Here is a 22180-nt window from a genome sequence, read left to right on the forward strand (position 1 = left end):
CTTACACGCCCTTCTGGATCACGCCGTAGAACACCATCAATGCCGTCACCGCGATCCACACGATCGTCAGCGGGATGAACACCTTCCAGCCCAGGCGCATGATCTGGTCGTAGCGGTAGCGCGGGAAGCTGGCGCGGAACCAGATGTACGCGCTGGCGAAGAACAGCACCTTCATCAGCAGCCACGGCCAGCCGCCGGTCCAGATCCAGTTGACCCACGGCGACACGTCGGCGGTGACCCAACCCTGGATCGGGCTCAGCCAGCCGCCCAGGAAGAAGATCGAGACCAGGAAGCTGACCAGGATCATGTTGGCGTATTCGGCCAGGAAGAACAGCGCGAACGCACCGCCCGAATACTCGACCATGTGGCCGGCGACGATTTCCGACTCGCCTTCGACCACGTCGAACGGCGCGCGGTTGGTCTCGGCCACGCCGGACACCCAGTACACGATGAACAGCGGGAACAGCGGGATCAGGAACCAGTCGAAGAACCCGGAGCTGCCGGCCTGCGCCTGCACGATCGTGCTCAGGTTCAGGCTGCCGGCGGCGATCATCACGCCGACCAGGGCGAAGCCCATCGCGATCTCGTAGCTGACCACCTGCGCCGCCGAGCGCATCGCGCCGAGGAAGGCGTACTTGGAGTTGGACGCCCAGCCGGCCAGGATGATGCCGTACACGCCCAGCGAGGTCATCGCCAGCAGATACAGCAGGCCGGCGTTGGCGTTGGACAGCACCAGCTTGGCGTCGAACGGCACCACCGCCCAGGCGGCGAAGGCCGGCGCCAGGGTGATCAGCGGCGCGATCACGAACATCGCCTTGTGCGAGCTGCTGGGCTGGATGATTTCCTTGAACAGCAGCTTGAAGACGTCGGCGAAGGCCTGGAAGATGCCCATGCCCACGTACATCGGCCCGTGGCGCACGTGCATCCAGCCGATCAGCTTGCGCTCCCAGACCACGTAGAACGCCACCGCGATGATCACCGGCATGGCGATCACCAGGATCTTCAGCACGATCCACAGGACCACGCCGAGGGCGCCCAGGCCGAGGAACCACTGGTGCAGCGGGTCGACCACGTTCAACAGCATCTCGTTCATGCAGCCACCACCGTCACCCGACCGGCGCCCAGCGGCGCGGTCGCGCCGTGGCCCGTTTCGATCCAGGCCGCGCCCGGCGCGACCCGCTTGTCCGTCGCCAGCGGCAACGTGGCGCTACCCGCCGCGGTGCCGACCTTGACCATCTGCCCGTCGCGCAGGCCCAGCCGCGCCGCTTCGTCCGGATGCAACGCCACGCCCGGCGCACGGTTCAGCGGATGCTGCTGCAGCGCCTGCGCGCGACGCACCACCGCATCGGTGCGGTAGATCGCCGGGCTGGCGGCCAGTTCCAGGCCCTCGTCCTGGCGTGCCGGCTGCGCCGAGCTCGCCGCGGCGACCTCGCGCGGCTGCAGGCCATCGCGCAGCCCGGCCAGGTCGATGAACGCGAAGCCCTGCAGGCCCAGCTCGCCGCCGAGCGCGCGCAGCACGCGCCAGCCCTCGCGGGCCTCGCCCGGCAGCTTGCCGCCGGCGCGGGTGCGCTGGTCGCTGCCGTTGAGGTTGGTCAGCGTCGCCTCGATTTCCGGCAGCGCGCCGATCGGCAGGATCACGTCGGCCACGTCGCGAGTGGAGGCGCAGGCGAAGTGGCTGAACGCCACCACCTTGGCACCGGCCAGCGCGCTGCGCGCGGCAGCGGCGTCGGCGAAGTCCAGCCCCGGCTCCAGGCCGTACAGCACGTAGGCGCTGCGCGGTTCGGCCAGCATCGCCGCGACGTTGCGGCCGCGCGGCAGCACGCCGTAGCGCGACAGGCCCAGCGCGTTGGCGCCCTGCGGGATGCGGCACAGCGCCGCGCCGGTGGCGGCGGCGAAGTCGCGCGCGGCCGCGCGCAGCGCCGCGGCCTGCGGATGGTTCTCGACCAGCGCGCCGACGATCAGCACCGCACGGCCGGCGCCCTGCACCGCCTCGCGCAGCGCGCCGTCGGCCAGCGCCTCGGCGAACTTCGACGGCGCCACGATCTGGCGGCCGGCCTGGTCGAAGGCCACGTCGAAATCGACCGGGTTGATCGAATACACCTTGGTCTGGCGCTGCATCCGCGCCTTGCGCAGGCGTGCATGCAGCAGCGGCAGCTCGTGGCGCAGGTTGCTGCCCAGGATCACCACCACGTCGGCCTGCTCGATCTCCGCCAGCGGCAGCGCGAACGGCTCTGCCAGCGCGGCATCGGAGAAGTCGCGGTTGTACACGCGGTGATCGAGGTTGCCGCTGTCCAGGCCCTCGGCCAGGCGCGCCAGCAGCGCGCCCTCCTCGTTGGAGGTGGACGGATGCGCGAGCACGCCGAGCGCGTCGCCACGGTTGGCCCTGAGGATCTCGCTCGCGGCGGACAGCGCTTCGGCCCACGACACCTCGCGCCACTGCCCGTCGACCTTGCGCATCGGCCGCAGTGCGCGGTCCTCGGCGTACAGGCCCTGGTGCGAATAGCGATCGCGGTCGGACAGCCAGCACTCGTTGACCGCCTCGTTGTCGCGCGGCACGGTGCGCAGCACTTCGCCGCGACGCACGTGCAGGAACAGATTCGAACCCATCGCGTCGTGGTAACCCAGCGACTCGCGCGCCACCAGTTCCCAGGGGCGCGCGCGGAACTGGAACACCTTGTTGGTCAGCGCACCGACCGGGCACACGTCGACCACGTTGCCGGACAGCTCGGTGGTCAGCGGCTTGCCGTCGTAGGTGCCGATCTGCAGGTTCTCGCCGCGGTACATGCCGCCCAGCTCGTAGGTGCCGGCGATGTCCGCGGTGAAGCGCACGCAGCGGGTGCACTGGATGCAGCGGGTCATCTCGGTGGCGACCAGCGGCCCGATGTCCTCGTCCGGCACCACGCGCTTGCGCTCGTTGAAGCGGCTGACCGAGCGGCCATAGCCCAGCGACACGTCCTGCAGTTCGCACTCGCCGCCCTGATCGCAGATCGGGCAGTCCAGCGGGTGGTTGATCAGCAGGAATTCCATGACGCTGCGCTGGTACTTCAGCGCCTTGTCGCTGCGGGTCTGCACCTTCATGCCATCCATGACCGGCGTGGCGCAGGCCGGCGACGGCTTGGGCGACTTCTCGACATCGACCAGGCACATGCGGCAGTTGGCCGCGATCGGCAGCTTCTCGTGGTAGCAGAAGCGCGGGATCGGAATGCCGGCCTTGTCGGCCGCCTGGATGATCATCGAGCCCTTCGGCACGACCAGCGACTGGCCGTCGATCTCGACGGTCACATGGCCTTCCGGCACGACCGCCGGGGTCGCGCCGGGATTGTTGGGTTGCGCGCTCATGCGGCGGCTGCCTCCAGCTTCTTGCCGTCAACCATCGAATGACCGTTGACGATGTAGTACTCGAATTCGTCCCAGAACTGGCGCAGGAAGCCCTGGATCGGCCAGGCCGCCGCTTCGCCGAAGGCGCAGATGGTGTGGCCTTCGATCTGCCCGGCGACGGTGCGCAACTGGTGCAGGTCTTCCATCGTGGCCTTGCCGGCGACGATGCGCTCCAGCACGCGGTGCATCCAGCCGGTGCCTTCGCGGCACGGGGTGCACTGGCCGCAGGACTCCTTGTGGAAGAACTGCGAGATGCGGCAGGCGAACTTCACGCAGCACACGCTGTCGTCCAGCACCACGATCGCGCCCGAGCCCAGGCCGGTGCCCAGCGCACGCAGGGTGTCGTAGTCCATCTGCAGGCCCGCAAGCTGCTCGGCCTTCAGCACCGGCATCGACACGCCGCCCGGGATCGCGCCCTTGAGGGTGCGGCCCGGCTTCAGCCCGCCGGCCATCTCCAGCAGTTCGTCGAAGGTGGTACCCAGCGGCACTTCGAAGTTGCCGCCCTTCTGCACGCAGCCGGAGACCGAGAAGATCTTCGGGCCGCCGTTCTTGGTCTTGCTCAGGCCCAGGAACCATTCCGGGCCGTTGCGGATGATCGCCGGCACCGAGGCGTAGGTCTCGGTGTTGTTGATCGTCGACGGCTTGCCGTACAGGCCGAAATTGGCCGGGAACGGCGGCTTGTAGCGCGGCTGCCCCTTCTTGCCTTCCAGCGACTCCATCAGCGCGGTCTCTTCGCCGCAGATGTAGGCGCCGGCGCCCAGCGCGCCGTAGATGTCGATGTCGATGCCGCTGCCGAGGATGTCCTTGCCCAGCCAGCCATTGGCGTACGCGTCGGCCAGGGCCTGCTCGAAATGTTCGAACGGCTCGTGGTGGAACTCGCCGCGCAGGTAGTTGTAGCCCACGGTGGAGCCGGTGGCGTAGCAGGCGATGGCCATGCCCTCCACCACCGAGTGCGGGTTGTAGCGCAGGATGTCGCGGTCCTTGCAGGTGCCGGGCTCGGACTCGTCCGAGTTGCACAGGATGTACTTCTGCGGCGCGCCCTTGGGCATGAACGACCACTTCAGGCCGGTCGGGAAGCCGGCGCCGCCACGGCCGCGCAGGTTCGACTGCTTGACCATCTCGATCACCTGCTCCGGCGGGATCTTCTCTTCGAGGATCTTGCGCAGCGCGGCGTAGCCACCGGTCTTCAGGTAGCTCTCGTAGGACCACGGGGTGTCGTAGTGCAGCGTGGTGTACACCACCTGGTGCGGCTGCGGCGCAGGGCCGACCGGACCGGTGGGGGCGTGGGGATGCTGTGCCATTGCCGTTACTCCAACCCGTCCAGCAATTCGTCGACCTTGTCCTTGGTCAGGTGCTCATGGTAGTGGCCGTTGATGACCATCATCGGTGCGCCGGCGCAACCGGCCAGGCACTCTTCCTCGCGCTTGAGGTAGACGCGGCCGTCGGCGGTGGACTGGCCCAGCTTGCAGCCGAGCTTCTTCTCGGCGTGCGCGACCAGGTCTTCGGCGCCATTGAGCCAGCAGCTGATGTTGGTGCAGAACGCGACGTTGTTGCGGCCGACCTTCTCGGTCTCGAACATCGAGTAGAAGCTGGCGACCTCGTAGGCCCACACCGGCGGCAACTCCAGGTACTTGGCCACGCCGGCGATCAGTTCGTCGGTCAGCCAGCCCTGGTTCTGTTCCTGCGCCGCGTGCAGGCCCTGCAGCACCGCCGAACGCTTGCGGTCCGGCGGGAACTTGCTCAGCCAGTGATCGATGTGCGCGCGCGTCTTGTCACTCAGCACCACCATCGGATCGACGTCGCGCGCCGCTTCGAAATTACCTGTCGCCTTCATCGGTCGACCTCACCAAACACCAGATCATAGGTACCAATCATCGCCACCACGTCGGCCAGCATGTGGCCGCGCACGATCGCGTCCATCGACGACAGATGGGCGAAGCCCGGCGCGCGCAGGTGCACGCGGAACGGCTTGTTGGCGCCGTCGGACATCAGGTAGCAGCCGAACTCGCCCTTCGGCGCCTCGACCGCGCAATAGGTCTCGCCGGCCGGCACGCAATAGCCTTCGCTGAACAGCTTGAAGTGATGGATCAGCGCTTCCATGTCGTCCTTCATGCCTTCGCGGCTGGGCGGAGCGACCTTGAAATTGGTGACCATGACCGGGCCCGGGTTGGCCTTCAGCCACTTCACGCACTGCTTGATGATGCGGTTGGACTCGCGCATCTCGGCCACGCGCACCAGGTAACGGTCGTAGCAGTCGCCGTTGGTGCCGAGCGGGATGTCGAAATCGACGCTGTCGTACTTGGCGTACGGCTGCTTCTTGCGCAGGTCCCAGGCGATGCCCGAGCCGCGCAGCATGGGGCCGGTCATGCCCCAGGCGTAGGCCTGCTCCGGGGTGACCACGCCGATGCCGACAGTGCGCTGCTTCCAGATGCGGTTGTCGGTCAGCAGGGTTTCGTATTCATCGACCCGCCCCGGGAACACGTCGGTGAAGTACTCGATGAAGTCGAGCAACGAACCTTCGCGCGCGGAATTGAGCCGCTTGAGCGCGCCGCCCTTGTGCCAGCGCGACTCCTTGTACTTGGGCATGTGATCCGGCAGATCGCGGTACACGCCGCCTGGACGGTAGTAGGCGGCGTGCATGCGCGCACCCGACACTGCCTCGTAGACGTCCATCAGCTCTTCGCGTTCGCGGAACGCGTACAGCATCACCGCCATCGCACCCAGGTCGAGCGCATTGGAACCGACCCACATCAGGTGGTTCAGGATGCGGGTGATCTCGTCGAACATGGTGCGGATGTACTGCGCGCGCTCCGGCGCCTCGATCCCCATCAGGGTCTCGATCGCGCGCACGTAGGCGTGCTCGTTGCACATCATCGACACGTAGTCCAGCCGGTCCATGTACGGCACCGACTGGTTGAACGGCTTGGACTCGGCCAGCTTTTCGGTGCCGCGGTGCAGCAGGCCGATGTGCGGATCGGCACGAACCACGGTCTCGCCGTCCATCTCCAGGATCAGGCGCAACACGCCGTGCGCGGCCGGATGCTGCGGGCCGAAGTTCATCGTGTAGTTGCGGATCTCCTGCTTGGCTTCGGCAGGATTGCTGGCGAACCCGTCGTGCGCCTGGTGGTACTCGCTCACTTGGCGGACTCCTTCTGTGCTTCGCCCGCCGCGGTCTGGTAGCGCGCATCGTGGCGGATCACGCGCGGCACGCCCACGCGCGGCTCCACCGACGTCACCGGCTCGTAGATCACGCGCTTCTTCTCTTCGTCGTAGCGCACTTCGACGTTGCCGATCAGCGGGAAATCCTTGCGGAACGGATGGCCGACGAAGCCGTAGTCGGTGAGGATGCGGCGCAGGTCCGGGTGCCCGGAGAACACCACGCCGAACAGGTCGAACGCCTCGCGCTCGAACCAGTTCGCGCCCGGCCAGATGTCGGTGACCGAGGCCACCACCGGCAGGTCTTCGTTCGGCGCGTAGCAACGCACGCGCAGGCGCTGGTTGTGGCGGTAGGAGATCAGCTGCGCCAGCACCGCGTAGCGCTGCTGCGGGACCGGCATCGGCTGCACGCCGGCGGCGGTCTCGGCGCTGGGGAACTCGCCCCAGGCGAAGCGGCCCATGGCCTTGCCTTCGACGCCACGGCTGAAGCCGTGCGAGGACACGTCCGAGGTATCCCACTCGTCGCTGCCGTGGCCCAGATAGTCCACGCCGCACAGGTCGGTCAGTTGTTCGAAGCCGAACTCGTCGCGCAGCGCCAGACAGGTGGCGTGCCAGGCGTCGGCCGGCACTTCCAGGGTGACTTCACCGCGCGGAAGGGCCACGAAGACCTGGCTGCCGGGGAAACGGGCGCCGAGTCGGTCGCTAAAGGAAGATGCTTGCTCTGCCATGGGGGCTTGGCGTGCTCTCTGAGGAAAGAGGAATCAGCGCGCGATGGTCTGGGTTCGCCAGATCTTCTTCTGCAACTGCAGGATGCCGTAGACCAGGGCCTCGGCGGTCGGCGGGCAGCCGGGGACGTAGACATCCACCGGCACGATGCGGTCGCAACCGCGCACCACCGAATACGAGTAATGGTAGTAGCCGCCGCCGTTGGCGCAGCTGCCCATCGAGATGACCCACTTCGGGTCCGGCATCTGGTCGTAGACCTTGCGCAGCGCCGGGGCCATCTTGTTGACCAGGGTGCCGGCGACGATCATCACGTCGGACTGGCGCGGCGACGGGCGGAACACCACGCCGTAGCGGTCCAGGTCCAGGCGCGCGGCGCCGGCGTGCATCATCTCGACCGCGCAGCAGGCCAGGCCGAAGGTCATCGGCCACATCGAGCCGGTGCGCGCCCAGTTCAGCAGCGCATCGACGCTGGTGGTGACGTAACCCTTCTCCAGCAGCGGGTTCTCGCCTTCGGGACGCAGGATGTCGTCCACCCGCCCTTCCGGGATCGGGTTGGTCATCAGGCGATCCAGGGTCTGAATCACTCCCATTCCAGCGCTCCCTTCTTCCACACGTAGACAAAACCGAGGAACAACATGCCGACGAACAGGCCCATGGTGACCAGGGAGCGAGCGCCCAGGTCCATGAACACCTGCGTCCACGGCACGATGAAGATGATTTCCAGATCGAAGACGATGAACTGGATGGCGATCAGGTAGTAGCGCACGTCGAACTTCATGCGCGCGTCCTCGAAGGCCTCGAAGCCGCACTCGTAAGGCGAGAGCTTCTTCAGGTCAGGACGCCGGGGACCGAGGAACCGCCCCACCAGCATCAGCGCGACGCCGATACCGGTGGCCACGATCAGAAACAGCAGGGTCGGCAAATATTCGGCCAGCACTCGCGATTCTCTCTTGCCTGTGCCCGCGCGCGTGCCGCGCAGGCATGGGATAGACGATTCTCCGGACAAGAGCGTGATGCCCCTGCGCAGAAACCGTAGCCAAACAATGGTGCCCAAGAGGGGACTCGAACCCCTACGACCTAAGTCGCTACCACCTCAAGGTAGTGCGTCTACCAATTCCGCCACCTGGGCTTGCGTAAAACCTGCGCGGCAATCCCGCCGCGCAGCATATTGTAACCGTCTTCAGTCTTTCTGCGACGGGGCAGGCGACTTTTCTTGTGCTTTTTCCGGCGCCTGCTGGGCGGCCGGGGCGGCGGCGGGCGCCGCAGGGGCCGCCGACGGCGCCTGCGGGACCTGCAGCTCACCGGCCGGCGCGGCCGGGGCCGGGGTGGCGGACTGCGACATCACGCCCAGATTGGCGTCGGCCGGACGCGCGCTGTGGCCGGCGTACCAGGCCATGAACAGGCTGATGGCGAAGAACACCACGGCCAGCCACTTGGTCGACTTGGACAGGAAGTTGGACGCGCCACGCGATCCGAACACGGTGCCGGACGCGCCGGCGCCGAACCCGGAACCCGCCGCCGCACCGGCGCCGCGCTGCATCAGGATCAGCGCGATCATCGCGATCGCCACCAGCACGTAGACCACATTGAGGATGACCATCAGCATTTCGAAATCCGTCCGGACAGTACGACTTGGGGGACCAACGGCCGCCATCGGCAGCCATTCGCTCAACAGGCGGCCGCCGCTCGCACGATGGCCAGGAATTCCGCGGCGACCAGCGAGGCGCCGCCCACCAGCCCGCCATCGACATCCGGCTGCGCGAACAGCTCGGCGGCGTTGTCGGGCTTGACGCTGCCGCCATACAGGATCGGCAACGAATCCGCGATTCTAGCATCGCGCGCCGCCACTTCGCCACGGATGAACGCATGCACGGCCTGCGCCTGCGCCGGGCTGGCGGTGCGGCCGGTGCCGATCGCCCAGACCGGCTCGTAGGCCACCACCGCCCGGGCGAAGCCCTCGGCGCCGACCAGGTCCAGCACCGGCGCCAGCTGCGCGGCGATGACCGCCTCGGTGCGCCCGGCCTCGCGCTGTTCCAGGGCCTCGCCCACGCACAGGATCGGGACCAGCCCGGCATGCATGGCGGCGGCGAACTTGCGCGCGACCAGCTCGCTGCTCTCCTGGTGGTACTGGCGGCGCTCCGAATGCCCGACCAGGCCGTAGTCGGCGCCCACGTCGACCAGCATCGCCGCCGACACCTCGCCGGTATAGGCGCCCTTCTCGTTGCTGCTGACGTCCTGCGCGCCGAAGCGCAGCATCCGGTCCTCAAAATTTTCGATCAGGTCGCCCAGATACGGCAGCGGCGGGAGGATCACCACCTCCACGTCGTGACCGGCCTCGTGCAACCCGGCGACGATCTCCCGCACCAGCTCGGCGGCGAAGTGGCGGGTGCCATGCAATTTCCAGTTTCCGGCTACGATCTTGCGTCGCATCGGCGCATCTCCGGCGAAAAAGTGCCGAGAGGATAGCCGATGCGCCGCCAAGGGCAGGTATCGCCGCGCCCCGCCGCCCGTCCCTTCCCCGCCGCCCGCTCCACGCGCAGAGACTGCCATGACCCAGCTTCCCGGCTACGCCCTGATCACCGGCGCCTCCAGCGGCATCGGCCGCGAGATCGCCCGCGAATACGCCCGCCGCGGCGTCCCGCTGATCCTGACCGCGCGCCGCGAGGCACAGCTGCAGGCGCTGGCCGCCGAGCTGCGGCCGCAGGTGCCGGTGGAGGTGCTGGTCGCCGACCTGGCCGACCCGGCGGCGCCGGCCGCGCTGGTGGCGGAACTGGAACGGCGCGGGCTGGCGGTGCGGATCCTGGTCAACAATGCCGGCTACGGCGTGCCCGGTCGCTACATCGCCCAGGACTGGGCGGTGCACGCGGCGTTCCTGCAGGTGATGGTCGGCGCGGTGTGCGAACTGACCTGGCGGCTGTTGCCATCGCTGCGCGCCAGCGGCCACGGCCGCATCCTCAACGTGGCCTCGTTCGCTGCCCTGGTGCCCGGCGCCGACGGCCACACCCTGTACGCGGCGGCAAAGAGCTTCATGCTGCGCTTCAGCGAATCGCTGGCCCTGGAGAACGCCGACCACGGGGTCGGCGTGTGCGCGCTGTGCCCCGGCTTCACCTGGTCCGAGTTCCACGACGTCACCGGCACCCGCGAACAGATGAACGCCCTGCCGCGCTGGATCTGGCTGCAGACCGCGGCCGCGGCCCGCGCCGGCATCGACGGCGCCGAACGCGGCAAGGTGCGGGTGGTGCCGGGTGCGGTCTACCGCGCCCTGCTCGGCCTGACCGCGCTGTTGCCCAATGCCCTGCTGCTGCGCCTGATGGGACGCGGCTCGCATCGGATCAGGTCGGTGGAATAGCCCGCGACCTGCCGGCCCGGCGAGCGCGGTCCGGGTATCGCGCCGCGCAGCGCCGGCAGCGCGCCTGCCAGACCCGACGCGGCATCTTCTCGGGAATGGGTGACACGCCCTAGGGCTGGTTGACGATATCGCCGTGCAGTGGCGCCAGCCTGGCCAGCAACCGGTTCTGCACGCGGCGCGGGATGCCGCGCTGGTCCATCGCCCACACCAGGTCCTCGACCAGCGCGTTGAAGTCCGCCTCGTGGATCGGCAGATGCTGGTGCGCCTGCTTCATCGGCTTGGCGGTATCGGCGCACGGCCCGTCGCTGAGGTGGCAGAACTTCTGCACCAGGCGCTGGTCCAGCATCACGATGTTGACCCGGGCGAAGTGCTGGACGATGCGCGGGTCGTCGGCGATGCGCGACAGCAGCGTCTCCACCAGCGCCTCGATGCCGGGCTGGCCGCCCAGGTCGGCGTACAGCGTGCGCGGCGGCCGCGGAGCGCTGGCGCAGCCGGCCAGCAGCGCGGCCGCCGCCAGCAGGATCGGGATCAGGACGCGCATCGGCCTGGCCATGTCAGAACGCCACCTGCAGGGAGAGATAGGGCCCACGCTGGTCGCGCAGGGTGGCCACGTCCCCGAGGTCGGCCCAGGCGCCGACCACGGACACGCGCTTGTTCGGGAACCATGCCACGAACGCATCCGCCCAGGCGTCCTCGCGGGCGAACCCGAGGTTGTCCGGTTTCTGCCGGTATTCCAGGCCCAGCACCCACGATGGGTCGAGCACCACCGCGACGCTGGCCTCGGCCACCAGCCGGTAGGCATTGCCGCGATCGCCGCCGAACCCGAGCAGTCCGGCCTGGTTGGCGCGGGTGGCGCGCAGGGTGCCGTTGACCAGCAACTGGTAGCCGCCGGCCGCGTCCAGCCACAGCTTGGCGGCGCTGAGATAGACGTCGGTGCCATGGTCGGCACGCGCGCCGACCGCCAACGGCAAGCTGCCGTCGCGCAGCCGCTTGTACTGCACCCCCAGCGCCACCTGCGGCGCGGCGCCGTAGACCAGGTCGCCGCCCAGCCGCAGCTTGGCGCCGACCACGTCCTGGCCGAGCGCATGCCAGGGCAGCGCCAGGCGCCGCTGCAACGTGCCCAGGTCCAGGCGCTGCCGCGCCAGCGACAGCTCCAGGCGGTTGCCCAGGGTCAGCGCCGCCCCCTGCACGTCCAGCCGGTAATCGCCGCTGTCCACGTGCGTGGCGAACAGCACCGCGCCGTCCTGATCGCGCGTGCCGTAGCCGGACAAGGCTGCCCACGGCACGACGCCGCCACCGCCGCTGCCTTCCACGCTGGAGGCGCCGCCGGTGGCCAGCAGCCGCCCCTGCCCGGCCCACGCCAGCCCCGGCAGCAAGGCCGCGACCGCCAACAGCGCGCGTCGTGGAGATCGGGGTCGGGTCATCGGGACGTCTCCTCGATCGGGGCCGGCGTGGTCGCACCGTCCTCCGCGCGCCGCGCACACCAGGCCAGCAGCGCCGGCGCATCCAGCGGCGGCGCGTACAGATAGCCCTGCGCCATGTCGCAGCCGTAGCTGCGCAGCAAGGCCTCCGCGGCGGCGTGCTCGACGCCCTCGGCGACCACCTGCAAGCCCATGTGGTGGCCCAGGTCGATGGTACTGCGCACGATCACCGCGTCGTCGCTGCCCGCAGCCAATTGCAACACGAAGCTCTTGTCGATCTTCAGTTCGTGCACCGGCATGCGCTTGAGCTGCGCCAGCGACGAATAGCCGGTGCCGAAGTCGTCGATGGACAGGCGCACGCCGCAGCGGCGCAGCTGCTGCAGCATGTGCAGGGCGTGCTCGACGTCGCGCATCAGCGCGCTTTCGGTCAGTTCCAGGGTCAGCCGCGGCGCGGCCAGGCCGTGCCGCGCCAGGCAGCCGCTGACGAACGCCGGCAGGCCCGGATCGTTGAGGTCCAATGCCGACAGGTTCACCGCCAGGCCCAGATCCAGGCCCTGGCCGCGCCACTGCGCCTGCAGGCGCATCGCCTCGTCGAGCACGAACTGGGTGAGCTGCTGGATCGCGCCGGAGTGCTCGGCCAGCGCAATGAACTCGTCCGGCCCGATCGGGCCGAGCAGCGGATGCTGCCAACGCAGCAACACCTCCACGTGTTCGACCGCGCCGCGCGCCAGGCAGATCTTCGGCTGGAAGCGCAGCGACATCTCGCCGCGCGCGATCGCCTGGCGCAGGTCGCCGGTCAGGCGCAGGCGGCGCAGGTGCTGCTCGTCCTGACCGTCGCGGTACACGGATGCGCCGCCGCCGTGTTGCCGCGCCTGCTGGCGGGCGATATCGGCGCGGCGCAGCAGGGTGTCGGCATCGGCGCCATGCGCGGGAATCAGCGCGATGCCGATGCTGGCGTCAGCCAGGATCCGCGCCTGCGGCAGGCTCAACGGGTGCCGCAGTTGCGCCAGCAGTTCGGCGGCATAGGCCTCCACCGCGGCGGCATCGGTGTGCGCCAGCACCACCATGAACTCGTCGCTGCCGAGCCGTCCGACCCGGTCCGGCGCGCGCACCGCCTGTTCCAGCCGGCGCCCGGTATGGACCAGCACCTGATCGGCGAAATCGTGGCCGAAGCTGTCGTTGAGTTCCTTGAAGCGCTCCAGGTCCAGCACCAGCACCGCGGCGGTGCTGGCATCGGCCTGGCAGGCCTCGACCACGGCCTGCAGATGCTGCAGCAGCGCCGTGCGATTGGGCAGCCCGGTCAGCGCATCGTGCCGTGCCTGATGCAGGATGTCCTGCTCGCGGCGGGCGATGCGGCGCTGCATGGCGCCGAAGCTGCTGGCCAGTTCGGTGAGTTCGGCGCCGGCGTGCAGCGGCAGCAGCGCCTGGTAGTCGCCGTGCTGGATGCGCCGCGTCGCCGCGACCAGTTGCGCGACCGGACGGCTGACCCCGCGCGCCAGGAAGATCGCCACCACCAGCGCGGCCAGCGTGGCCACGCCGGCCAGGATCAGGATGCGCAGCTTCAGCAGGCGGTACGGCGCGTCGGCGCGGTCCAGCGAGGCCTGCAGCGCGACCATGACCCGGCCGTCGTCGGACGCCGGCCGCACCCGCAACAGGTAGCGCGCCTGCCCCAGCTGCAGCGGCTGCGCGGCCGCCGGCGCCAGCGGCGTGCGCCGCAATTGCTGCTGGAACTGCGCGGCGCGCAGCGGATCCAGGGTCGAGGCCAGCACCTGCGGCGCGCCCTGGGTGGTGAAGAAGGTCGCGTCCAGCCCGGTGGTCCCGATGAAGTCCTGGCCGAGCTCGTCGCCGGATTCCCCGCCGATCGCGACCCAGCCGACCCGTTGCGGCGCCAGCACCTGCACCAGCGCCAGGCGCATCAGGCGCCGGTCCAGCAGCACGATGCCGACCGCGCTGCCGTTGCGCTGCGCCTGCCGCAGCAGCGGCTGCACCGCCCGCAGTTGCTGCGCCTGCGGCAGCGCCGACAGCCCTGCCAGGAACTGGCCATCGGCCGACAGCAGCAGGGCGCTGGGCGCGCGCACGCGCGCGGCGTGGTTGCGCAGCGCCGATTGCATGGTCGGCACGTCGCCGCTGGTCACCGCGGCGCGGAAGCCGAAATCGTCGGCGAGCACCGAGGCGGCCTGCAGCAGCTGCTCGTCGCGGCGTTGGTCGATGCGCTGCCACACGCGCTCGCCCGTGCGTAGTTCGTCGTCCAGTTGCGCGGCGACGCTGCGCTGGGTCGCCACGTGCACGGCCAGGAACGTCAGCGCCTGGGCCGCCAGCACCACCAGCACCAGCAGCGCGGCGATGCGGGTGTGCAACCGCCACGGCTTCATCGCGTCGGCGCCGTCTGGCTGCGGCGAAACTTGTCCTGCAGCGCGCGAATGCGCGGATCTTCCGGGACAACCGGCGCCGGTCCGTGCGTGGCCAACTGCACCGCCTGGCGCAGCGGCGCGCGCGCCACCTGCAGCGGCTGCGCGTAGCCGGCGCCGCTCAGGCGCGGATGCCAGACCCGCAGTTCGTAGGCGCCGGGCGGCACCTCCAGCCGCACCTGCGCGTCGGCGCCGGTCACCGCGAAGTACGGGGTGTCCAGCACCACCACGTAGCCGACCATCCAGTCGTGGATGTTGCAGCCCACCGTGACCAGACCCGCCTGCTCGAAGCGCACCGGCTTGGCGGTACTGCCCTGGTACAGCGGCAGTTCGAAGCGCTTGGCCGGCGAGAAGGAATAGACCTGGTGGCGGATCTGGTCGCTGTTGGGAAAGCGCACCCAACTGCCGGTCTGCACCGCCAGCACCGCAGGCACGAACTGCGAGTTGACCTGGTCCATCGTCGCCGTCGCCGAGGCCGGCGCGGCCGGGCGCGCCGGCGCGGTCGCCTGCAGGCTGACCACGGCATCGGCCAGCGGACCGTCGGCGTCGGCCACCAGCACCGTGACCGGCGTGGCCGCGGCCGGCAGCGCCGCCATGGCCAGCACCACTGCAAGCCAGCGGCGGCGGCCCTGCCGCCAGAACGATTCCGTCCGCCTTGTCATCGCACCCTCGCTACGGGCCCGGCTGGCAGCGCCCGGACCTCCCGGACGGCGCGTCGAGGGCGACCTGCAAGCGATATCGGCCGTGAACGGACCCGGCTTGAGGCCGACCCTGCCGCCGGGCGTCCCGGCGGCGGCACGCAGCGTTGCGGGCGCGGCTTACTTCAGCTTGATCTCGCGCAAGCGCTCTTCCAGATAGCCCTGCGCGGTGATCGGCTCGGGATAGCGGCTGGGGTTGTCGGCGCTGACGCAGGACGGCAGTACGTCGATCACGAAATCCGGGTTCGGATGCAGGAAGAACGGTACCGAGTAGCGCGGCTGGCGCGCCTGCTCGCCCGGCGGGTTGACCACGCGGTGGGTGGTCGAGGGATACACGTGGTTGGTCAGGCGCTGCAGCATGTCGCCGATGTTGACCACGATGGTGTCGGCGTCGGAGGTGAACGGCACCCACTCGCCCTGCTTGGACTTCACTTCCAGGCCGGCGGCGCTGGCGCCGACCAGCAAGGTGATCAGGTTGATGTCCTCGTGGGCACCGGCGCGCACGTTGGGGATGTCGTCGGCGGTGATCGGCGGGTAGTGGATGGGGCGCAGGATCGAGTTGCCCGAATCGGTCTTGTCGACGAAGTAGTGCTCGGGCAGGCCGATGTGCAGGGCCAGCGCCGACAGCACGCGCGCGCCGAGCTGGTCCAGCGCCTGATACAGGCCGTAGCCGTGGGCGCGGAAGCCGGGCACTTCGCTCGGCCACAGGTTCGGCGGCATCACGGCGCGGTACGGGGAGTCGTCGGCGATCTCGCGACCGATGTGCCAGAACTCCTTCAGGTCGAAGTGCTTGGAGTCCTTGGCGGTCTCCACGCCGAAGGCGGTATAGCCGCGCGCGCCGCCGCTGCCCGGCAGGTGGTACTTGCGCTTGGTCTCCTCGGGCAGGGCGAAGAACGCCTTGAACACGTCGTAGGCGGCGTCGATCTGCGCCTGGGCGATGCCGTGGTTGCGGATGCCGGCGAAGCCCCACTCGCGGTAGGCCGCGCCCAGCTCGGCGACGAACGCCTCGCGGTCGGTGTCGAAACGGGTGATGTCGAGGGTGGGAATGCGCGCAGTCATGGCAGGAACCATCGTCTCGTAAGAGGGAACAAACGCCGCGCTCAGCGCAGCAGGCGGTACAGCAGGTAGAACGTGATCGCCTTGGCGACGATCACGAAGAGGGCAATGGCGATCGACTCACGCCGCGTCACGGACCGCCTCGGCCAGCGCGTCCAGGGTCTGCCGCATCAGCGCGGCATCGTCGGCCTCGACCGTGACCCGCACCACCGGCTCGGTGCCGGAGGCGCGCAGGAAGGCGCGCCCGCGCCCCTGCACCGCCGCCTGCGCCGCGGCTAGCGCCGCCTTGACGGTGTCGGCCTCGAGCGGGCGCACGCCCGGTTGCAGGCGCACGTTGACCGTCTGCTGCGGCACCGTCTGCAGCCCGGCCAGCGCCTGGCGCAGGGTCTGCCGCGAGCGCTTGAGCACTTCCAGCACCTGCAACGCACTGACGATGGCGTCGCCGGTGGTGGCGCGATCCAGGCACAGCATGTGCCCGGAGGCCTCGCCGCCGAGCACGCCGCCGTGTTCGACCAGCGCTTGGTGCACGTAGCGGTCGCCGACCTTGGCGCGCAGGAACGGCACCTGCAGCGCGGCCAGCGCCCGCTCCAGGCCATAGTTGGTCATCAGCGTGCCGACCACCGGCCCGTGCAGGCGGCCGCTGGCCTGCCAACCGCAGGCCAGCACGTACAGCAGGCCGTCGCCGTCGACCGGGTTGCCCTGGTCGTCGGCCATCAGCACGCGGTCGCCGTCGCCGTCGAAGGCGATGCCCAGGTGCGCGCCATGCTCGCGCACGTTGGCGGCGAGGTTGTCGATGTGCATCGAGCCGACGCCGGCATTGATGTTGAGCCCGTCCGGCGCCGCACCGATCGCGATCACCTCCGCGCCCAGCTCGCGGAACAGCAGTGGTGCGATGTGGTAGGTCGCGCCGTGCGCGCAGTCCAGCACCAGCTTCAGTCCGCGCAGGTCGAAGCCGCGCGGCACGCTGGCCTTGCAGAACTCGATGTAGCGGCCGATCGCCTCGCGCGCGCGCATCGCCTTGCCCAGGCGCTCGGATTCGACCGTGGCGAACGGCGCGTCCAGCGCGGCCTCGATCGCCTGCTCGGTGGCGTCGTCGAGCTTCTCGCCGTGGGCGGAAAAGAACTTGATGCCGTTGTCGTAGTGCGGGTTGTGCGAGGCGCTGATGACGATGCCGGCGTCGGCACCGAGGGTGCGGGTCAGGAACGCCACCGCCGGGGTCGGCATCGGCCCGAGCAACTGCACGTTGGCGCCGGCCGCGACCAGCCCGGCCTCCAGCGCCGACTCGAACATGTAGCCGGAGATGCGCGTGTCCTTGCCGATCACCACGGTGGGCCGCGCGGTGCCGCCGGCGACCAGCACGCGGCCCAGCGCGTTGCCCAGGCGCATCACGAAATCGGCGGAAATCGCCCCCTGCCCGACCCGGCCACGGATGCCGTCGGTGCCGAAGTATTTGCGTTGGCTCATCGGAACGGGATTCGGGATTCGGGATTCGGGATTCGTTCAACGCACGGCATCCAAGCAAGCTCGGCGAACCGGGCACGCGCGGCGCCACGACTCCCGAATCCCGAATCCCGAATCTCGGCGCTGGTCACGCCAGCGCCTCGCTCTTCGCCGGGGCCGGCTGGCGCATCATCATCGCCAACAGCTCGGACAGGCGGTCGCGCAGTTCGCGGCGGTCGCAGATCTGGTCGATGGCGCCGTGCTCGAGCAGGAACTCCGAACGCTGGAAGCCTTCCGGCAGGGTCTCGCGCACGGTCTGCTCGATCACGCGCGGGCCGGCGAAGCCGATCAACGCGTACGGCTCGGCGATGTTGATGTCGCCGAGCATGGCGAAGCTGGCCGAGACGCCGCCGGTGGTGGGATGGGTCAGCACCGATACGTACGGCAGGCCGGCCTCGCGCAGGCGGCCGAGCGCGGCCGAGGTCTTGGCCATCTGCATCAGCGAGAACAGGCCTTCCTGCATGCGCGCGCCGCCGCTGGCGGAGAAGCACACGAACGGCGCGCCGATCTTCAGCGCGGTCTCGGCGGCCAGGGCGAAACGCTCACCGACCACCGAGCCCATCGAGCCGCCCATGAAGGCGAAATCGAACGAGGCCGCGACCAGCGGCTGGCCCTTGAGCAGGCCCTGCATCGCCACCAGCGCGTCGTATTCGCCGGTGCTCTTCTGCGAAGCCTTGATGCGCTCCCCGTATTTCTTCTGGTCCTTGAACTTCAGCGCGTCGGTCGGGCCCAGACGTGCGCCGATCTCGGTCGGCGCGGTGTCGGCGTCGAACAGCGCGGCCAGGCGTGCGCGCGCGCGGATCGCCATGTGGTGGCCGCACTTCGGGCACACCTCCAGGTTCTCTTCCAGCTCCGGCCGGTACAGCACGGCGCTGCAGTTGGGGCACTTCTCCCACAAGCCTTCGGGGACGCTGCGCTTCTTGCTGGGCGTGCTGTCGGTGCGAATGCCCGAAGGCATCAATTTGCTGAGCCAACTCATGCGATGTGACGATCCATTGGGCGGCCGCGAGAGCCGCAGAGGGGCGACAGTCTAACTCGGTCCCCCGCTGGCCTGCAGACGGTGGCGCATGGAGCGGCCAGGCCGGCCGGCACCGGCGCGGCCGCTGCCAGGGCAGCTGTCGGGGCTCGCCCATTGCGAGACCTGCGGCGCCGCCTCCGCCCTCCCGGGCAGCCAACCATGTTCCATCCCAACGGCCTGCGCGCGCCATCGACCGGCGAGGCGTGGGCCGCACGCACCCGCGCGCCGCGAATGCGGCATCGCCGCAAACGCGAACGCCCGCGCATGGCGGGCGTTCGGCTAGAACCAGGCGTGGCTCAGCCGGCGTCCAGCGCCTGCCGCAGCGGCACCAGGAACGCCAGGGCCGCCTCGCGCGCGGCCTGCGCGCTGGCGGCCTCGGCCAGCGCCGCGACCAGCGCGCTGCCGACCACCACGCCGTCGGCATCGACAGCCATGGCCTTGGCGCTGGCGGCATCCTTGATGCCGAAACCGGCCACCACCGGCACCGGGCAGCGCGCGCGCAGCTGGCGCAGGCGATCGCCGGCGGCGCGGGTATCCAGCCGGTCGGCACCGGTCACGCCGGCGAAGCTGACGTAGTACAGGTAGCCGCGCGCCGCATCGCACAACAGGGCGATGCGCGCATCGCTGGTGGTCGGCGAAGCCAGCACGATCAGGTCTAGGCCGGCGTCGGCGAAGATCGCCAGGGTCTCGGCCGATTCCTCCGGCGGCAGGTCGACCAGCAGCACGCCATCCACGCCGGCCGCCACCGCTTCTTCGGCGAAGCGCGCCGTGCCGTGGATCTCCACCGGGTTGAGGTAGCCCATCAGCACCACCGGGGTGTTGGCGTCGTCGCGACGGAACGCACTGACCGTCTCCAGCACGTAACGCAGGCCGGCGCCACGCGCCAGCGCGCGCTCGGAACTGCGCTGGATGGTCGGGCCATCGGCCATCGGATCGGAGAACGGCACGCCCAGTTCGATCACGTCGGCGCCGGCCTCGACCAGCGCATGCATCGCCGGCACGGTCGCCTCCAGCGACGGATCGCCAGCGGTGAGGAAGGGAATCAGGGCCTTGCGGCGTTGGGAATCGAGTCGGGCAAAGGTGTCGGCGAGGCGGTTCATGTGGGACCTATACACCACTCTCCCGCCGGGAGAGGGTTGGGTGAAAGTAAGAGGCGAAGCGGTGCGGCATTTGGTTTACGGAGCTGCGCCCGTACCCGCATCCGGCGCTTCGCGCCACCTTCTCCCGAAGGAGAAGGAAAAAGCCGTTACAGCGTCAGCCCCTCGCGCGCGGCGATGGTGTGCACGTCCTTGTCGCCGCGGCCGGACAGGTTGCACAGCACCAGCGCGTCCTTGTGCAGTTCGCGCGCCAGCTTGATCGACTGCGCCACGGCGTGGCTGGACTCCAGCGCGGCGAGGATGCCCTCGGTATGCGCCAACAGGTGGAACGCGGCCAGCGCCTCGTCGTCGGTGATGCCCTGGTAGACGGCGCGGCCGCTGTCGGCCAGGAACGCGTGCTCCGGCCCCACGCCCGGGTAGTCCAGGCCGGCGGACACCGAATGGGTTTCGATGATCTGCCCGTCGTCGTCGCAGATCACATAGGTGCGGTTGCCGTGCAGCACGCCGGGACGGCCGGCCGCGATCGAGGCGGCGTGGCGGCCGCTGCCGATGCCGTCGCCGGCGGCCTCGGCGCCGTAGATCTTCACCGAGGCGTCGTTGAGGAAGGCATGGAACAGGCCGATGGCGTTGCTGCCGCCGCCGACGCAGGCGCTGATCGCATCTGGCAGGCGACCGTAGTCGGCCAGCATCTGCGCGCGCGCCTCGCGGCCGACGATGGCGTTGAAGTCGCGCACCATGCGCGGATACGGATCGGGGCCGGCGACGGTGCCGATGATGTAGAAGGTGTCCTGCACGTTGGTCACCCAGTCGCGCATCGCCTCGTTGAGCGCGTCCTTGAGCGTGGCCGAGCCGGAGTGCACCGGCACCACCGTGGCGCCGAGCAGCTTCATCCGGTAGACGTTGATCTTCTGCCGCTCGATGTCGGTGGCGCCCATGTACACCACGCACTCCAGGCCCAGCCGCGCGGCCACGGTGGCGCTGGCCACGCCGTGCTGGCCCGCGCCGGTCTCGGCGATGATGCGGGTCTTGCCCATGCGGCTGGCCAGCAGCGCCTGGCCGATGGTGTTGTTGATCTTGTGCGCGCCGGTGTGGTTCAGGTCCTCGCGCTTGAGCAGGATCTGCGCGCCGCCGACTTCGCGGCTGAGCCGCTCGGCGTGGTAGATCGGGCTGGGCCGGCCGACGTAGTGGGTCAGGTCCTTGTCGTAGGCGGCGATGAAGGCCGGATCCTGGCGCGCGGCGTCGTAGGCGGCGGCCAGTTCCTGCAGCGGGCCGATCAGGGTCTCGGCGACGAAACGGCCGCCGTAGCGGCCGAAATGGCCGGCGGCGTCGGGATAGGCATGGAAGTCGCTGACGGGGACAGAGGACATGGCGCAAACCGGAGGGCAACAGGACAGGCCTGCACTTTAGCGCACACGTCGGCGCACAAAAACCGATAAAGTCTGACGCAAATCGTCAGGAAAACTCACATGACAAGCCCGCGCCGCCTGCCCTCGCTCAACGCCCTGCGCGCGTTCGAGGCCGCCGCGCGGCTGCGCAGCGTCGGCGCCGCGGCGGCGGAACTGCACGTCACCCACGGCGCGGTCAGCCGCCAGGTGCGGCTGCTGGAACAGGAACTGGGGCTGCCGCTGCTGCAGCGCGACGGCCGCGGCATCCGCCCGACCGCCGCCGGCACGCGCCTGTGCGAGGCCGCCGGCATCGCCTTCGCGCAGTTGCACGAAGCGGTGGCGGAGCTGCGCCGTCCCGCGCGCCCGGCCGCACTGGTGCTGGGCTGCCCCGGCAGCATCCTGGCCCGCTGGATGATCCCGCGGCTGCAGGCGCTGCAGCACGACCTGCCGGCGCTGACCCTGCACCTGTCCGCGCACGAGGGCGACTTCGCCGCCGACTTGGACGGCCTGGATGCCGCCCTGCTGCTGGGCCAGGCGCCGTGGCCGGCGGACTGGCAGGTCCGCGTGCTGGCGCCGGAGCGGATCGGCCCGGTGCTCAGCCCTGCCCTGCCGCAGGCGCCGGCACTGGCCGCGGCCGCGCCGGCGGCGCTGCAGGACCTGCCGCTGCTGCATACGGTGTCGCGCCCGCAGGCGTGGCCGGCCTGGGCCGAGGCACAGGGACTGGCACCGGCGCAGTTGCGCTACGGCACCGGCTTCGAACACCTGTACTACCTGCTGGAGGCGGCGCTGGCCGGAATCGGCGTGGCGATCGCGCCACAGCCGCTGGTCGCCGACGACCTGGCCAATGGCCGCCTGCTGGCGCCGTGGGGCTTCGTCGCCACCGGCGGGCAGTGGGCGCTGTGCACGCGCCGCGAGGTGCAGGACCCGCGGGTCGACGCACTGGCCCAGTGGCTAACGCAGGAGCTGCAGCGCTGAGCTCGACGGACCG

General features: G+C 69.8%; 21 protein-coding genes and 1 tRNA gene. 2 read left to right on the top strand and 20 right to left on the bottom strand.

Annotated features, from left to right (window positions below; genetic code table 11):
- Position 1: 1 nt before the first annotated feature.
- The 11 genes from nuoH to tpiA form a co-directional block, all read right to left on the bottom strand.
- Positions 2-1093, bottom strand: coding sequence for an NADH-quinone oxidoreductase subunit NuoH (nuoH, locus tag NUG21_RS13600; RefSeq protein WP_160947095.1), 1092 nt, complete (start codon positions 1091-1093; stop codon positions 2-4).
- Positions 1090-3339, bottom strand: coding sequence for an NADH-quinone oxidoreductase subunit NuoG (gene nuoG, locus NUG21_RS13605; RefSeq protein ID WP_263391145.1), 2250 nt, complete (start codon positions 3337-3339; stop codon positions 1090-1092). The genes nuoH and nuoG overlap by 4 nt, the downstream gene beginning before the upstream one ends.
- Positions 3336-4679 (bottom strand): NADH-quinone oxidoreductase subunit NuoF, encoded by a 1344-nt coding sequence (gene nuoF / locus NUG21_RS13610; protein ID WP_019797068.1) that lies wholly within the window; start codon positions 4677-4679, stop codon positions 3336-3338. Before nuoF ends, nuoG begins: the two co-directional genes overlap by 4 nt.
- Before the next feature lie 5 nt (positions 4680-4684).
- Positions 4685-5212, bottom strand: a complete 528-nt coding sequence (gene nuoE / locus NUG21_RS13615; RefSeq protein WP_010343009.1) for an NADH-quinone oxidoreductase subunit NuoE — start codon at positions 5210-5212, stop codon at positions 4685-4687.
- Positions 5209-6516 (bottom strand): NADH-quinone oxidoreductase subunit D, encoded by a 1308-nt coding sequence (locus NUG21_RS13620; RefSeq protein ID WP_160947097.1) that lies wholly within the window; start codon positions 6514-6516, stop codon positions 5209-5211. Before NUG21_RS13620 ends, nuoE begins: the two co-directional genes overlap by 4 nt.
- Complete coding sequence (locus tag NUG21_RS13625) at positions 6513-7262, bottom strand: NADH-quinone oxidoreductase subunit C (RefSeq protein ID WP_160947098.1); 750 nt, start codon at positions 7260-7262, stop codon at positions 6513-6515. The genes NUG21_RS13620 and NUG21_RS13625 overlap by 4 nt, the downstream gene beginning before the upstream one ends.
- Positions 7263-7295: 33 nt before the next feature.
- On the bottom strand, positions 7296-7850 hold the full coding sequence (locus NUG21_RS13630) for a NuoB/complex I 20 kDa subunit family protein (RefSeq protein ID WP_010343006.1): 555 nt from the start codon (positions 7848-7850) through the stop codon (positions 7296-7298).
- Complete coding sequence (locus tag NUG21_RS13635) at positions 7841-8197, bottom strand: NADH-quinone oxidoreductase subunit A (RefSeq protein ID WP_010343005.1); 357 nt, start codon at positions 8195-8197, stop codon at positions 7841-7843. Before NUG21_RS13635 ends, NUG21_RS13630 begins: the two co-directional genes overlap by 10 nt.
- A gap of 107 nt (positions 8198-8304) precedes the next feature.
- Positions 8305-8389: transfer RNA gene (locus NUG21_RS13640), tRNA-Leu, on the bottom strand.
- Between the two features lie 51 nt (positions 8390-8440).
- Positions 8441-8866: a preprotein translocase subunit SecG gene (secG, locus tag NUG21_RS13645; RefSeq protein WP_160947100.1), complete on the bottom strand. Its 426-nt coding sequence runs from the start codon at positions 8864-8866 to the stop codon at positions 8441-8443.
- A 62-nt stretch (positions 8867-8928) separates the two neighbouring features.
- Positions 8929-9690, bottom strand: coding sequence for a triose-phosphate isomerase (tpiA, locus tag NUG21_RS13650; RefSeq protein WP_263391146.1), 762 nt, complete (start codon positions 9688-9690; stop codon positions 8929-8931).
- Between the two features lie 118 nt (positions 9691-9808).
- Between tpiA and NUG21_RS13655 the strand changes: the two genes are divergently transcribed.
- On the top strand, positions 9809-10609 hold the full coding sequence (locus NUG21_RS13655; protein ID WP_263391147.1) for an SDR family NAD(P)-dependent oxidoreductase: 801 nt from the start codon (positions 9809-9811) through the stop codon (positions 10607-10609).
- A 109-nt stretch (positions 10610-10718) separates the two neighbouring features.
- Here the strand turns inward: NUG21_RS13655 and NUG21_RS13660 are convergent, their stop codons facing one another.
- The 9 genes from NUG21_RS13660 to trpB all read right to left on the bottom strand — a co-directional run bounded on the left by NUG21_RS13660 (position 10719) and on the right by trpB (position 21174).
- On the bottom strand, positions 10719-11162 hold the full coding sequence (locus tag NUG21_RS13660; RefSeq protein ID WP_242081279.1) for a group I truncated hemoglobin: 444 nt from the start codon (positions 11160-11162) through the stop codon (positions 10719-10721).
- 1 nt (position 11163) lies between these two features.
- Entirely contained in the window at positions 11164-12033 is an 870-nt protein-coding gene (locus tag NUG21_RS13665; RefSeq protein WP_263391148.1) for a DUF3034 family protein, read from the bottom strand.
- The gene (locus NUG21_RS13670; protein WP_263391149.1) at positions 12030-14402 is read right to left on the bottom strand and encodes a putative bifunctional diguanylate cyclase/phosphodiesterase; all 2373 of its coding nucleotides are present in this window, start codon (positions 14400-14402) and stop codon (positions 12030-12032) included. Before NUG21_RS13670 ends, NUG21_RS13665 begins: the two co-directional genes overlap by 4 nt.
- Complete coding sequence (locus NUG21_RS13675; protein WP_263393086.1) at positions 14399-15034, bottom strand: methylamine utilization protein; 636 nt, start codon at positions 15032-15034, stop codon at positions 14399-14401. The genes NUG21_RS13670 and NUG21_RS13675 overlap by 4 nt, the downstream gene beginning before the upstream one ends.
- 222 nt (positions 15035-15256) lie before the next feature.
- Entirely contained in the window at positions 15257-16195 is a 939-nt protein-coding gene (locus NUG21_RS13680; protein ID WP_242081282.1) for an isopenicillin N synthase family dioxygenase, read from the bottom strand.
- A 117-nt stretch (positions 16196-16312) separates the two neighbouring features.
- Positions 16313-17656, bottom strand: a complete 1344-nt coding sequence (glmM, locus tag NUG21_RS13685) for a phosphoglucosamine mutase (protein ID WP_263391150.1) — start codon at positions 17654-17656, stop codon at positions 16313-16315.
- Between the two features lie 124 nt (positions 17657-17780).
- Complete coding sequence (accD, locus tag NUG21_RS13690) at positions 17781-18671, bottom strand: acetyl-CoA carboxylase, carboxyltransferase subunit beta (RefSeq protein ID WP_019797754.1); 891 nt, start codon at positions 18669-18671, stop codon at positions 17781-17783.
- Positions 18672-19006: 335 nt separating this feature from the next.
- The gene (gene trpA / locus NUG21_RS13695) at positions 19007-19810 is read right to left on the bottom strand and encodes a tryptophan synthase subunit alpha (protein ID WP_263391151.1); all 804 of its coding nucleotides are present in this window, start codon (positions 19808-19810) and stop codon (positions 19007-19009) included.
- Between the two features lie 146 nt (positions 19811-19956).
- Positions 19957-21174: a tryptophan synthase subunit beta gene (trpB, locus tag NUG21_RS13700; protein ID WP_263391152.1), complete on the bottom strand. Its 1218-nt coding sequence runs from the start codon at positions 21172-21174 to the stop codon at positions 19957-19959.
- Between the two features lie 99 nt (positions 21175-21273).
- On the opposite strand from trpB, the gene NUG21_RS13705 reads away from it, so the two are divergent.
- The gene (locus tag NUG21_RS13705; protein WP_263391153.1) at positions 21274-22167 is read left to right on the top strand and encodes a LysR family transcriptional regulator; all 894 of its coding nucleotides are present in this window, start codon (positions 21274-21276) and stop codon (positions 22165-22167) included.
- The last annotated feature ends 13 nt before the right edge of the window (positions 22168-22180 follow it).

Source organism: Xanthomonas sp. CFBP 8445 (genome assembly GCF_025666235.1).
GTDB classification, from domain to species: domain Bacteria; phylum Pseudomonadota; class Gammaproteobacteria; order Xanthomonadales; family Xanthomonadaceae; genus Xanthomonas_A; species Xanthomonas_A indica.